Origin of the sequence: Streptomyces sp. NPDC003035, from assembly GCF_042888285.1 — a bacterium.
Classification (GTDB): Bacteria; Actinomycetota; Actinomycetes; order Streptomycetales; family Streptomycetaceae; genus Streptomyces.
Window position 1 is genome coordinate 280,639 of the sequence record NZ_JBIAPJ010000004.1, and the last position, 12,990, is coordinate 293,628.

Sequence of the window (12,990 nt, forward strand, 5' to 3'; positions counted from 1 at the left end):
TCGTCGAATGGGCCGTGAAGCGGGACTGGATGCCGCCGAGGCCGGGCCGATCTCAGCCCGCGGCCTTCTTGACGAGTGCGGCGACCAGTTCCTCGTCGGCGGGGGTCAGCCGCGTCAGGGCGAAGGCGGTCGGCCACATCGTGCCCTCGTCGAGGCGCGCCTGGTCGTTGAAGCCGAGCGTGGCGTACCTCGCCTTGAACTTCTGGGCGCTCTGGAAGAAGCAGACGACCTTGCCGTCCCGGGCGTACGCGGGCATCCCGTACCAGAGCTTCGGCGTGAGGTCCGGCGCGCAGTCCTTGACGATGGCGTGGATGCGCTCACCGAGGACGCGGTCCTCGTCGGGCATCTCGGCGATCTTCGCGAGCACCTCGCCCTCCGTGTCCGCCTTGGTCGCGCGCGAGCCGCGGCGCGCGGACGCCTTCAGCTCCTTGGCGCGCTCCTTCATGGCGTCCCGCTCTTCGGCCGTGAATCCGTCGTAGCCGCTCTTGTCGGACGCTTTGGTGTCGCTCATCGCTGATTTCCCCTCGTGCAATGTTCAGGGCTTGATCGGGACCACTTCAGACTAGGTTTCCGGCCCGGCGGCCGCTTCTCCGAAACTGATCGGATGCCGTCCCCTGGAGGGAGGGGCCCTGTCGGTCGTCGGACGTGGGGCCGGGCCCGGGTCATGCCGGTTGCGGCTCGGCGACCGGTTCGGCCGCCGGTCCCGGCGCCTGGTGGGGCACGTGCGGCGGTACCCCCCGATAGACGCTGGGCGGCATGCCGACCAGGTCGGTGAAGCGCGTACGGAAGGCACTCGGCGACGAGCAGCCGACCGCGGCGGAGACCTCGGCGTCGCTGAGCTCGCCAAGGTGCAGGAGCACCGTCGCCCGCTGCATGCGACGCGCCATCAGGTAGGCGTACGGCGAGGCGCCGTACGCGAGCCGGAACTGGCGGCTGAGGTGCCCGGCCGCCATGCCCGCGCCGCGGGCGAGGGCCTCGACGTCCAGCGGCCGCGCGTACTCCCGGTCGATCCGGTCACGGACACGGCGCAGTCGTGCGAAGTCGGTCAGGCGCTGCGCCGCGATCAGCGCGCGCGCCCACGCGGGGTGACACATCGGAGGACCCCTCTCTTCTCAGCGAAGCTCCTGGATGCGGATGAGGTTGCCCGCGGGATCGCGGAAGGCGCAGTCACGGATGCCGTACGGCTGCTCGGTCGGCTCCTGCACGACCTCGGCGTCGGCGGCCTGGACCTTCTCGAACGTCCCGTCGAGGTCCGGGGTGGCCAGCAGGATCCAGCCGTACGTTCCCTTGGCCATCATCTCGGCGATGGTGCGGCGCTCGTCCTCGGTGATCCCGGGGTCGACGGCCGGCGGCGCCAGCAGGATGGACGTGCCGGGCTGACCGACGGGGCCGACCGTGATCCAGCGCATCTTGCCCTGGCCGACGTCGTTGCGGACCTCGAAGCCGAGGGCGTCGCGGAAGAAGGCGAGGGACGCGTCCGGGTCGTCGTGAGGAAGGGCGGTGGTGTGAATGCTGATGTCCATGACCGCGACGCTAACGGCCGCACCCCCATGGGTGCTTCTCGATTCCTGATCGGTCTGGCGGCCGCCCGCGGAGACGGAGAGGCGCAGGAGCACGGACCGATGTGGAAGGCTTTCCGCACCGGAGCGAGAATCAGCGGCCGTGGCCGCTCCCAGAAACGGACACCGTGCCCATGACCGACGAGAACGGTGACCGGAACGGCCACGCGACCGAGGTACGGGAACGGTGGAACCGGCCGGAGAACGCCGCCGTCCTCGCCGGAATCCGTGACGCGCTGACCGGTGGTGGAGACTGGCGCGGCATGGTGCGTACGTGGACCCGGCCGTGGGGCATCGACCACGATCTGGCCGGCGTCCCGTTGGTCGGGGCAGAACTCACGGGCGCGGATCTGACGGGTGTTCATCTCGGCTACGCCGACCTCCGCGGTTGCGACCTGAGCGGCTGTCACCTCACGGACGCGTCGCTGACGGGCGCGGACCTGAACGGGGCGATCCTGGTGAACGCGACGCTGACCCGGGTGAACGGCGGCCTCTGCGACCTCACCGGCGCCGACCTCTCCGGCGCCCGCGCCGACGACGCCGTGCTCTCGCGCGCCCGCCTGGCCGGCGCCACCCTGCGGGGTGCGTCCCTGCGAGGCGCGAGGCTCGTCGGTGCCGACCTGACGCACGCGGATCTCACGGACGCGGATCTGTCGGACGCCGTGCTGATCGCGGCCAGGACCGAGGGCACGATCCTGACCGGCGCCCGCCTGGACGGCGTGCACCATGGCTCCCTGAGGCCATGAACACCGCCCTGGGGCCTGAGCCGGCTGGAGCCCGGGCTGGAACCAGGGCTGGAGCCCGGGCTGGAGCCCGGGCTGGAGCTCGGGCTGGAACCAGGGTTGCCGCCGGTGCCGGAGGGCACCGGCGGCGGAGGCCCTCCGGTCAGGCGTACTGGCCGACCCGGTAATCACCCGCGGGCTGCTGCGTGATCACGTTCCCGCGGTTGAAGGCGTTCATGACGGCGATCAGGGTCACCAGGGCGGCGAGTTGGTCCTCGTCGTAGTGCTTGGCGGCGTCGGCCCACGCCTCGTCCGTGACGCCGCCTGCCGCGTCCGCGATGCGGGTGCCCTGCTCGGCCAGCTCCAGCGCGGCGCGCTCCGCGTCGGTGAAGACCTTCGCCTCGCGCCAGGCCGCGACCAGGTGGAGGCGCTGCGCGGTCTCCCCGGCCGCGGTGGCCTCCTTGGTGTGGATGTCGATGCATCCGGCGCAGCCGTTGATCTGGCTGACGCGGAGCATCACCAGTTCGCGCGTCGCGGCCGGCAGCGTCGACTCCCCGAGCGCCTTGCCCGCGGCGACGAGGTGCTTGAGGGCCTGGGCAGCGACGGGGCTGGCCATGATGTTCAACCGAGCTTCCATGGTGCACTCCTGTGTCGTCGTCGGTGATGACACCTCTTGGACAGTGCGGCTCGGCGGGCTGTGACAGGACGGTTGTGTGACGTACGTCTCCCAGGTCGCACCGGAGCGCGGAGCTAGGCCAGGTTCTTGTAGAAGAAGCTGCAGTCCTGGAGGACGCCGGCGGGGTCGGCGGCGTACGCGGGGACCGTGCCGAAGCGGGTCCAGCCTGTCGTGGCGTAGAGGCGGTCGGCCGCGCTGTCGGCCTCCGTGTCGAGCAACAGCAGGGTGACGCCCGCCTCTTGGGCGGCCTGTTCGGCCGTGGACAGCAGACGGCGGGCCAGGCCGCGGCCCCGGGCCGTGCGGTGGACCATCAGCTTGACGATCTCGGCGCGGTGGCGGCCGTTGGCCCTGGGTTCCAGGGCCAGGCTCACGGTGCCGACGATGCCGTCGGGGGTCTCGGCGGCCCAGACCCTCAGCGTGCCGACGTCGACCGCGGGCTGCCGGCTCTCCCACCAGGCGGCCGCCTCCTGGTGGTCGAAGGGCTGGAGGAAGCCCAGCGACGCGCCGTCCGCGACGGCGTCGACCAGGACGTCGGCCAGGCCCTTGACCGCGGCGCCGAATCCTTCGGGGGAGAGGTGCGTGATGGTGGGCATGTCCTGGTTCCTCAGTGCCTCGGTCGCTCGGTCGCTCGGTTGCTCGGTTGCTCGGTTGCTCGGTCGCTCGGTAAGTCGGTTAGTCGGTCGCTCGGTTAGCAGGTTGCTCAGGGCGGGTCGCCGTACGGGACGGTCAGGGCAGGACGGTCAGGGCAGGACGATCAGCAGCGCGTAGCGGACGGGGTCCGGTCCCGGGCAGCGGAACCGGGAGCGCCCCCAGAGCCGGAACCGCAGACAGTCCCCCGCCCCCAGTTCGTGCGTGCGGCCGCCCTCGGTCACTTCGAGGGCGCCCTCCAGGACCCAGATGTGCTGCTCCATGCCGTCGACCGGAGGATCGTCGTACGCGATGTCCGCCCCCGGGCGCAGCAGGCCCTCGACGACCTCGCCGCGCAGTCCCGGATGCGGGGGCGACACCGAGCGCCGGGTGAACCCCACGGACTCGTCGCGCCACACCGCCTGCCGTTCGGCGCGCATCACCAGCGGCGGCTCGGACTCCACCTCCGCGAGGAGCTGGGACATCGTCCGTCCGTACACCGCGCACAGCTTGCCCAGCAGGACCGCCGTCGGGCTCAGCTCCACGCGCTCCAGGCGGGACAGCGTCGACCGGCTCACGCCCGTACGGCCCGCGAGCCCCTCCAGCGACCAGCCGCGCTCGGTCCGCAGTTCGGCGAGGCGGCTCGCCAGGCGGGCGTCGAGCTCGTGAGGCTCGGATTCTGACGTTGTTCCCATACCTGAGAAGATATCTCAGATATGGGATGTCTTTCTACGGTGCCAGTCGGCTGAACGCCACCTCGAAGTGCTCGACCGACACCACCCGCTGCCCCTCCCGCTGCGCCGACTCGTCCCGTACCTGCGCCGCCCGTTGCTCGCTGGCCGTCATCGACGCCTCGTCCTCCCACAGGGTCAGCGACCTCGCCTTCCCTGTCGCCCGGTCGACGAGGTAGTACGCGCCCCGGAACCCCGGAAGCGTCTCCACCTGCCGGACGATGGCCTCCGACTTGGCGGCCAGATCGCCCTCCGCCGGAACCGGTGACCCCTGGTACGTGCTCAGCCTCGCGAACATCGACGGACGTCCTTTCCTCCGCGGACAGGCAGCTCAGCACCAGCCTGCGTCGGCGGACGGCACCCCGCATGCCGGGGAGTCCGCGAGGACGTACCCGGTGGGGCGCGGGCCGTGGACCCCTGTCGTACGGTCGCCGGCCGCGCGATCATGGGGCCATGAACGGGTCCATGGTCACGAAGCCGCGCTGCGCCGTCCTCGACGACTACCAGGGCGTCGCCCTCTCGTCCGCCGACTGGAGCCCGCTCGCCGGCCGGGTCGACGTACGGGTGCTGCGCGAGCATCTGACCGACCGGGACGCGCTCGTCGCCGCGATCGAGGACTGCGAGATCGTCGTCGTGATGCGGGAGCGGACGCCGATGGACGCGCAGGTGCTGAAGCGGCTGCCGCGGCTGCGGCTGATCGTCACGTCCGGGATGCGCAACGCGTCGATCGACCTGGCCGCGGCGGCCGGGTTCGGGATCACGGTCTGCGGTACGGCCAGCAGTTCCGAGCCGCCCGCCGAACTGACCTGGGCGCTGATCCTGGGCCTCGCCCGGCACGTGCGGACCGAGGCGCAGGCGCTGCGCGAGGGCGGGCCCTGGCAGTCGACCGTCGGGACGGACCTGGCCGGGCGGACGCTGGGCCTCGTGGGCCTCGGCAAGATCGGCGGCCGGGTCGCCCGTGTCGGCCTCGCCTTCGGCATGGACGTCCTCGCCTGGAGCCCGAACCTGACGGAGGCGCGGGCCGCGGAGCACGGGGTCGCCCTCGCGCCCGGAAAGCGGGAGCTGATGGAGCGCAGTGACATCGTCTCGCTGCACATGGTGCTGTCCGACCGCACCCGAGGGCTGATCGGAGAGGCCGAACTCGGGGCGATGCGCCCGTCCGCGTACCTGGTGAACACGTCCCGCGCGGACCTGGTCGACGGCGAGGCGCTGCTGCGGGCGCTGCGCGAGGGCCGGATCGCGGGCGCCGGCCTCGACGTCTTCGCCACCGAACCGCTCGCTCCCGAGGACCCACTGCGCTCCTTGCCGAACGTCCTGGCGCTGCCGCACCTGGGGTACGTGACGGAGGGCAACTACGGCCGCTACTTCGGACAGGCGGTCGAGAACATCGAGGCGTTCCTGGCGGGCTCGCCGGTACGGACGCTGGGCTGACGCCCTGGGGTGGTTCCCTGGGCGGCCCCCGGCTGCCGCCCTGGGATGGTTCCCTGGGCGGCCCCCGGCTGTCCTCGGGCCGGCCTCGGGGGGTGCCCTCAGGGGTGGTTCCCTGGGCGGCCGCAGGCTGGCGCCTGGGGTGGCGCCGTGGCTGCCTCCGGGCGCGATCTGGGGCAACGTTTCTGGGCCCAGCGCTGCCGCCTTGGGCTGACCCGCGGGGCCGCCGCCGCGGGTGACCCGCGGGACCGGCCCCGGGCCCGGCGCCGCCCCTTGTCGGCCGCCAAGGAGCCCCTCAGGCCGCCCGGGATGCGGCTCCTCGCCGTCGACTGTTGACTGGGCAAAACGCGTACACAAGGGGATATTTCATGCGTCGTCGGCCTGTCACGACCGTCACCTTCGCCGCCCTCACCACCGCCCTGGTAACCGCCCTGGTCACCGGCTGCGGCGGCGACCCCGAGCCCGACCCCCTCCGCGACCAGCAGTGGGGGCTGGACGCGCTGAAGCTCCCCGCCGCGTGGGACTCCTCCAAGGGCGGGGACACCGTCATCGCCGTCGTGGACACCGGCGTGGACCTCGACCACCCCGACCTGAAGGGCCGACTGGTCGACGGATACGACTTCGTCGACAACGACGACGAACCCAAGGACCTCAACGGCCACGGCACCCACGTCTCCGGCATCGCCGCCGCTCACACCGACAACGGCGTCGGGGTGGCGGGCGGCGCCCCGGGCGCGAAGATCATGCCCGTCCGGGTCCTCGGCGCCGACGGCAGCGGCAGTGACGCGGACATCACCAAGGGCATCGTCTGGGCCGCCGAGCACGGCGCCGACGTCATCAACCTCTCCCTCGGCGAATCCGGCCTGATGGCCCGACTGCTCAAAGGCGGCGTCCTCAACCAGGCCATCTCCGCCGCCGACGCCAGGGGCGCGGTGGTGATCGCGGCGGCCGGCAACGACGCGACCGCCCTGCAGCCGTACAAGCTCGACACCCCGGTCCTGGTCGTCAACGCCGCCGACCGCGACGGGCAGCCCGCCTCCTTCACCAACTTCGGCGCGCAGAACGCCGTGAGCGCGCCCGGCGTCGGCATCCTGTCCACCCTCCCGACGTACACGACGAGGGAGACCCTGAAGAACACCTCGGGGTACGGACAGCTGGACGGTACGTCGATGGCCTCGCCGTACGTCTCCGCCGTGGCCGCGCTCCTGCACCAGCAAGGCCTCGACCCGGCGGCGATCACGAAGGCGATCCGCGACACGGCGACCAACCCCGACAAGCTCGCCAAGCTGGGGCTCGGGAACGTGGACGCGGCGGCCGCCGTGAGCGCGGCGAAGGAGAACCAGTAAACGGGGACGAGAACGGGGACAAGTGACGACCGGGCGGCCCTGTGGGACGGTGGACGTATGCCGGTACCCGTGATCCTCGACTGCGATCCCGGTCACGACGACGCCTTCAACATCCTGCTGGCCGCCGCGCATCCGGCCGTCGACCTGCTGGCCATCACCACCGTGGCGGGCAATCAGACGGTGGAGAAGACCACCCTCAACGCCCGCCGTGTCTGCTCCGTCGCCGGGATCCGCGACGTACCGATCGCGGCGGGCCGGGACCGCCCCCTGCACGGCGCGCCGCTGGTCGCCGAGAACATCCACGGCGGATCCGGCCTCGACGGGCCCGGCTTCGGCGACTCCGAGCCGGACGTCCCGCAGGATCCGCGCGACGCCCTCACCCTGATCCGGGACACCCTGCTCACGCAGCCCGCGCCCGTGACCCTCGTCCCGACGGGACCCCTGACCAACATCGCGACGCTGCTGCTCGCCCATCCGGAGCTGACCCGCCGGATCGAGCGGATCGTGCTGATGGGCGGGTCGACCGCGCGCGGGAACACGACCCCGGCCGCGGAGTTCAACATCCTGTGCGACCCGGAGGCGGCGGACATCGTCTTCAGCAGCGGGCTGCCGGTCACGATGTTCGGGCTCAACGCGACCCACCAGGTCCGGGCGACCCCGGACGTGATCTCCCGTATCGAAGCGCTCGGCACCCCGCTCGCCAGGCTCTGCACCGAGCTGCTGACCTACTTCGCCGGCACCTACCGCGAGGTCTTCGGCTTCGAGGCGCCGCCGCTGCACGACCCGCTGACCGTGGCGCATCTGATCGACCCGTCGCTGATCAGCCTGGTGCGGGCGGCGGTGGCCGTCGAGCTGACGGGTACGTACACGCGGGGCGCGACGGTCGTGGACCTGGACGGCGTGACGGGCCGCCCGGCCACCGTGGAGGTGGGGATGGAGGTCGACGTACCCCGCTTCTGGGACCTGATCGTCGAGGCGGTACGGGTCCTGGGCGAGCGCGCCTGACCCTGGGCCGGCGCGCCTGACGCTTGGCGCGGCACCGGGGCCTGCCGTCCCGCGCCGGCCCGGCGCTATTCCGCCGCGCAGTCGTGGGCGCTCCCGTCCACGCTGACCCGGTCCAACAGCGCGCGCAGCATGGCCTGTTCGGCCTCCGACAGATCGGCGAAGAGCTCGCGCTCCGCCGCGCTCACCGCCGCGTCGACCCGCTCGAGCGCGTCCGCGCCGGCCTGGGTGATCTCCACGATGTGCCGACGGCGGTCGGCCGGATCGCGGCGCCGCTCCGCGAGCCCCGAACTTTCCAACTCATTGAGGATCGCGACGAGTTGGCTCGGATCGACCTCCATCACGGCGGACAGCTCGCGCTGACTCATCGCTCCGGGGGCGAGCTGCATCAGGGTCATCGCGTGACGCGGATGCAGCCCGGCGACGCCGAGCGCGGCCCGGATGCGCGCACCGGTGAGCTCGCCGCGGAAGGAGAGGAGAAAGCCGAGGCTGTCGGACGGTGAAGCTGCCATACCACTCACCGTAACAGCGACTCCATTGTGGAACGAGTGGGATCGTTGATACCGTTCAATGATTAGTCCCTGAATATAGTTGGAGCGTCACCATGTTCATCGCCTACGCCGTCGTCGCCGCGATCCTCGCCCTGGCGATCTCCGCCTCCGCCTTCCTGACCCTCACGCGCAACGCCGACGTCATCGAGAGCATGACCAAGCTCGGCGTCCCGGGCCCCTGGCTCCCTTGGCTGGGCACCGCGAAGGCGGCGGGTGCGGTGGGCCTCCTCGCGGGACTGGTGGTGGCACCGCTCGGCACGGCCGCGGCGGTCGGGGTGGCGCTCTACTTCGCCGGAGCGGTGGTCACGCACATACGGGCCAAGGACTACGCGATGGCGCCGGCGGTGGTGCTGACGCTGGTCGCGGTGGCCGCCGCCGTGCTGCGGATCACCTCCGCGTGAGGCGGCGGAAAAACAACGAGACGCAACGTCTTGCGGGCCGAGGCGAGCCTCCGGGAGACCGGGGACCTCGACGGGTACGCGGCGGCCCGGACGGCGACCGCAGGGTCGAGACGACCCTGCGGCAGCTCGGCGAGCGCGCGCCGACGAACCGCCTGTCCCCGGGCCTGGTGGAGGAAGTGGAGGCAGCGCTCGCCCGCTACCAGGGCACGGGGATCTCGACACCCCGGGTGACGTTCCGATCCGCACACGCGTGCGGCCGGGATCGTCACCCGGGTGCCGGGGCCGTACAGCGCCGAGGTCAGCCCTCGGAGCCGTCGTCCTCCAGGTCGCCCTCCGACTCCAGGAACACCTGGCGCAGCGCCGCCAGGGTCTGCGGGTCCGGCTTCTCCCACATGCCGCGGGACTCGGCCTCCAGGAGGCGCTCCGCGATGCCGTGCAGGGCCCAGGGGTTGGCCTCCTTCAGGAAGGCCTGGTTCTCCGGGTCCAGGACGTACGTCTCCGTCAGCTTGTCGTACATCCAGTCGGCGACCACGCCGGTCGTCGCGTCGTAGCCGAAGAGGTAGTCGACCGTCGCCGCGAGCTCGAACGCGCCCTTGTAGCCGTGGCGGCGCATCGCCTCGATCCACTTCGGGTTCACCACCCGCGCGCGGAAGACCCTCGACGTCTCCTCGACCAGCGTCCGGGTGCGGACCGTCTCCGGGCGGGTCGAGTCGCCGATGTACGCCTCCGGGGCCGTGCCCGTCAGCGCGCGGACGGTCGCCACCATGCCGCCGTGGTACTGGAAGTAGTCGTCGGAGTCGGCGATGTCGTGCTCACGCGTGTCCGTGTTCTTCGCGGCGACGGCGATCCGCTTGTACGCCGTCTCCATCTCGGAGCGCGCCGGACGGCCTTCGAGCCCGCGGCCGTACGCGTACCCGCCCCACACCGTGTACACCTCGGCGAGGTCCGCGTCCGTGCGCCAGTCGCGCGAGTCGATCAGCTGCAGGATGCCCGCGCCGTACGTGCCCGGACGCGAGCCGAAGATACGGGTGGTGGCCCGCCGCTCGTCGCCGTGCTCGGCCAGGTCGGCCTGCGCGTGAGCGCGTACGTAGTTCTCCGCGGCCGGCTCGTCCAGGGACGCCGCCAGCCGTACGGCATCGTCCAGGAGACCGATGACGTGCGGGAACGCGTCCCGGAAGAAGCCCGAGATGCGCAGCGTGACGTCGATGCGCGGGCGGCCCAGCTCCGCCAGGGGGATCGCCTCCAGGCCGTTCACCCGGCGCGAGGCGTCGTCCCAGGTGGGGCGGATGCCCAGCAGGGCCAGCGCCTCGGCGACGTCGTCGCCCGCCGTGCGCATCGCGCTCGTGCCCCACAGGGACAGGCCCACGGAGGTCGGCCACTCGCCGTTGTCGGAGCGGTAGCGCTCCAGGAGGGAGTCGGCGAGCGCCTGGCCGGTCTCCCACGCGAGGCGGGAGGGCACGGCCTTGGGGTCGACGGAGTAGAAGTTCCGGCCGGTCGGCAGCACGTTGACCAGACCGCGCAGCGGCGAGCCGGACGGTCCGGCCGGCACGAACCCGCCGTCCAACGCGTGGACGGCGTGGGTGAGTTCGTCGGTCGTCGCGGCCAGGCGGGGCACGACCTGCTCACCGGCGAAACGGAGCACGGCGGCGACATCCGGGCCGTGGGCCTCGGCGACCGTCGGGACCGCGTCCACGGACCAGTCCGCGGCCTCCATCGCCTCGACCAGCTCGCGCGCCGTCGCCTCCGCCTCGTCGGCGGTCGTACGGGTCGCGGCCGACTCGTCCAGGCCCAGCGCCTCGCGCAGACCCGGCAGGGCCTGCGTACCTCCCCAGATCTGCCGGGCGCGCAGGATCGACAGGACCAGGTTGACCCGGGCCTCGCCGGTCGGCGCCCCGCCCAGCACGTGCAGACCGTCCCTGATCTGCGCGTCCTTGACCTCGCAGAGCCAGCCGTCGACGTGCAGCAGGAAGTCGTCGAAGCCGTCGTCCTCGGGACGGTCCTCGAGCCCCAGGTCGTGGTCGAGCTTCGCGGCCTGGATCAGCGTCCAGATCTGCGCGCGGATCGCGGGCAGCTTGGACGGGTCCATGGAGGAGATCTGCGCGTACTCGTCGAGCAGCTGCTCCAGGCGCGCGATGTCGCCGTAGGAGTCGGCCCGCGCCATCGGCGGCACCAGGTGGTCGACGAGCGTCGCGTGTACGCGCCGCTTGGCCTGGGTGCCCTCGCCCGGGTCGTTGACCAGGAAGGGGTAGATCAGCGGGATGTCGCCGAGCGCCGCGTCCGGGCCGCACGCGGCGGACAGGCCCGCGTTCTTGCCCGGCAGCCACTCCAGGTTGCCGTGCTTGCCGAGGTGGACCATGGCGTCCGCCCCGAAGCCGCCGTCCTCGGCGCGCGCCGCGATCCAGCGGTAGGCGGCCAGGTAGTGGTGGGAGGGCGGGAGATCGGGGTCGTGATAGATCGCGATCGGGTTCTCACCGAAGCCGCGCGGGGGCTGGATGAGGATCAGCAGGTTCCCGCGGCGCAGCGCGGCGAGGACGATGTCACCCTCGGGATTCCGCGACCGGTCGAGGAACATCTCGCCGGGCGGCGGGCCCCAGTGCTCCTCGACGTGCGTCCGCAGTTCCTCCGGCAGGGTCGCGTACCAGCGCTTGTAGTCGGCGGCCGGGATACGGACCGGGTTGCGGGCGAGCTGCTCCTCGGTCAGCCAGTCCTGGTCGTGGCCGCCGGCCTCGATCAGGGCGTAGATCAGCTCGTCACCGTCGCCGGAGACCAGGCCGGGGATCTCGTCCTCGGGCCCGAAGTCGTACCCCTCCTCCCGAAGACGGCGCAGCAGGGCCACCGCCGACGCGGGGGTGTCGAGGCCGACCGCGTTGCCGATCCGGGAGTGCTTGGTCGGGTACGCGGAGAGGACGAGCGCGAGCTTCTTCTCGGCGTTCGGGATGTGCCGCAGACGGGCGTGGCGCACGGCGATCCCGGCGACGCGGGCGGCACGCTCGGTGTCGGCGACGTACGCCGGGAGGCCGTCCTCGTCGATCTCCTTGAAGGAGAACGGGACGGTGATGAGCCGGCCGTCGAACTCGGGGACAGCGACCTGGCTCGCGGCGTCCAGCGGGGAGAGACCCTCGTCGTTCTCCTCCCAGGCCGCGCGCGAGCCGGTGAGGCAGAGCGCCTGCAGGATCGGTACGTCGAGGGCGGCGAGCGCGCCCGCGTCCCAGGCCTCCTCGTCGCCGCCCGCCTGCGCCTCGGCGGGCTTGGTGCCGCCGGCCGCGAGGACGGTGGTGATGATCGCGTCGGCGGACCTCAGCGTCTCCAGCAGCTCCGGCTCGGGGGCGCGCAAGGAGGCGACGTACAGGGGCAGGGCGCGGGCACCGGCGTCCTCGATCGCCTCGCAGAGGGAGTCGACGAAGGCGGTGTTCCCGCTCATGTGGTGGGCGCGGTAGTAGAGCACGGCGACCGTCGGGCCGTCGGTCCGCCGCGGCTCGCGCTCCAGCGGGCCCCAGGTCGGCGCGGCGGCCGGGGCCTCGAAGCCGTGCCCGGTGAGCAGCACGGTGTCGGAGAGGAAGCGCGCCAGCTGCTCCAGGTTGGCCGGGCCGCCGTGCGCGAGGTAGGCGTGGGCCTCGGTGGCGACACCGATGGGGACGGTGGAGGCCTCCATGAGCTGGGCGTCGGGAGCCTGTTCGCCGGAGAGCACGACCAGCGGCCTGCCGGTGGCGCGCAACGCGTCCAGGCCGTCCTCCCAGGCCCTCAGACCGCCGAGGAGGCGTACGAGGACGAGGTCGGCGCCGTCCAGGAGCGCGGGCAGCTCGTCGAGGCCGAGGCGGGAGGGGTTGGCGAACCGGTACGCGACCGGACCGCCGGCCGCGCGGGCGCTGAGCAGGTCGGTGTCGGAGTGCGACAGCAACAGAATTCGCATGCGAGCGCAGGCCTTCCTCGGGGTTGTCCGCGCCCCG

The 12,990-nt window shown here is 72.2% G+C and carries 14 protein-coding genes; 5 read left to right on the forward strand and 9 right to left on the reverse strand.

Features of this window, described 5'->3' with window-relative positions; translation table 11 throughout:
- Positions 1–52: 52 nt before the first annotated feature.
- The 3 genes from ACFYV5_RS14455 to ACFYV5_RS14465 all read right to left on the reverse strand — a co-directional run bounded on the left by ACFYV5_RS14455 (position 53) and on the right by ACFYV5_RS14465 (position 1,523).
- Positions 53–511, reverse strand: coding sequence for an iron chaperone (locus ACFYV5_RS14455; protein ID WP_389168355.1), 459 nt, complete (start codon positions 509–511; stop codon positions 53–55).
- Positions 512–662: 151 nt separating this feature from the next.
- Entirely contained in the window at positions 663–1,094 is a 432-nt protein-coding gene (locus ACFYV5_RS14460; protein WP_389168356.1) for a helix-turn-helix transcriptional regulator, read from the reverse strand.
- An 18-nt stretch (positions 1,095–1,112) separates the two neighbouring features.
- Positions 1,113–1,523 carry a VOC family protein gene (locus ACFYV5_RS14465; protein ID WP_389168358.1) on the reverse strand — a complete coding sequence of 137 codons (411 nt, stop codon included), beginning with the start codon at positions 1,521–1,523 and terminating at the stop codon, positions 1,113–1,115.
- A 170-nt stretch (positions 1,524–1,693) separates the two neighbouring features.
- Here ACFYV5_RS14465 and ACFYV5_RS14470 point away from each other — a divergent pair, with 170 nt between their 5' ends.
- Positions 1,694–2,305: a pentapeptide repeat-containing protein gene (locus tag ACFYV5_RS14470; RefSeq protein WP_389168359.1), complete on the forward strand. Its 612-nt coding sequence runs from the start codon at positions 1,694–1,696 to the stop codon at positions 2,303–2,305.
- Positions 2,306–2,444: 139 nt separating this feature from the next.
- Here ACFYV5_RS14470 and ACFYV5_RS14475 read toward each other — a convergent pair whose 3' ends face one another.
- From ACFYV5_RS14475 to ACFYV5_RS14490, 4 genes are all read right to left on the reverse strand, one after another.
- Positions 2,445–2,918 (reverse strand): carboxymuconolactone decarboxylase family protein, encoded by a 474-nt coding sequence (locus ACFYV5_RS14475; protein ID WP_389168361.1) that lies wholly within the window; start codon positions 2,916–2,918, stop codon positions 2,445–2,447.
- 113 nt (positions 2,919–3,031) lie between these two features.
- Positions 3,032–3,550: a GNAT family N-acetyltransferase gene (locus ACFYV5_RS14480; protein ID WP_389168363.1), complete on the reverse strand. Its 519-nt coding sequence runs from the start codon at positions 3,548–3,550 to the stop codon at positions 3,032–3,034.
- Positions 3,551–3,697: 147 nt separating this feature from the next.
- On the reverse strand, positions 3,698–4,279 hold the full coding sequence (locus ACFYV5_RS14485) for a helix-turn-helix domain-containing protein (protein WP_389168365.1): 582 nt from the start codon (positions 4,277–4,279) through the stop codon (positions 3,698–3,700).
- A gap of 34 nt (positions 4,280–4,313) precedes the next feature.
- Positions 4,314–4,613, reverse strand: coding sequence for a hypothetical protein (locus tag ACFYV5_RS14490; RefSeq protein ID WP_355110575.1), 300 nt, complete (start codon positions 4,611–4,613; stop codon positions 4,314–4,316).
- Between the two features lie 155 nt (positions 4,614–4,768).
- Between ACFYV5_RS14490 and ACFYV5_RS14495 the strand changes: the two genes are divergently transcribed.
- The 3 genes from ACFYV5_RS14495 (at position 4,769) to ACFYV5_RS14505 (ending at position 8,094) form a co-directional block, all read left to right on the forward strand.
- On the forward strand, positions 4,769–5,746 hold the full coding sequence (locus ACFYV5_RS14495; protein ID WP_389168367.1) for a D-2-hydroxyacid dehydrogenase family protein: 978 nt from the start codon (positions 4,769–4,771) through the stop codon (positions 5,744–5,746).
- A gap of 365 nt (positions 5,747–6,111) precedes the next feature.
- Positions 6,112–7,089 (forward strand): S8 family serine peptidase, encoded by a 978-nt coding sequence (locus ACFYV5_RS14500; RefSeq protein WP_389168369.1) that lies wholly within the window; start codon positions 6,112–6,114, stop codon positions 7,087–7,089.
- 57 nt (positions 7,090–7,146) lie between these two features.
- Complete coding sequence (locus ACFYV5_RS14505; protein ID WP_389168372.1) at positions 7,147–8,094, forward strand: nucleoside hydrolase; 948 nt, start codon at positions 7,147–7,149, stop codon at positions 8,092–8,094.
- 65 nt (positions 8,095–8,159) lie between these two features.
- Here the strand turns inward: ACFYV5_RS14505 and ACFYV5_RS14510 are convergent, their stop codons facing one another.
- The gene (locus ACFYV5_RS14510; RefSeq protein WP_355110578.1) at positions 8,160–8,603 is read right to left on the reverse strand and encodes a MarR family transcriptional regulator; all 444 of its coding nucleotides are present in this window, start codon (positions 8,601–8,603) and stop codon (positions 8,160–8,162) included.
- A gap of 92 nt (positions 8,604–8,695) precedes the next feature.
- On the opposite strand from ACFYV5_RS14510, the gene ACFYV5_RS14515 reads away from it, so the two are divergent.
- Complete coding sequence (locus ACFYV5_RS14515; RefSeq protein WP_389168374.1) at positions 8,696–9,043, forward strand: DoxX family protein; 348 nt, start codon at positions 8,696–8,698, stop codon at positions 9,041–9,043.
- Positions 9,044–9,341: 298 nt separating this feature from the next.
- On the opposite strand, the gene cobN is transcribed toward ACFYV5_RS14515, so the two are convergent.
- Positions 9,342–12,953 carry a cobaltochelatase subunit CobN gene (gene cobN / locus ACFYV5_RS14520; protein WP_389168376.1) on the reverse strand — a complete coding sequence of 1,204 codons (3,612 nt, stop codon included), beginning with the start codon at positions 12,951–12,953 and terminating at the stop codon, positions 9,342–9,344.
- Positions 12,954–12,990 lie beyond the last annotated feature (37 nt).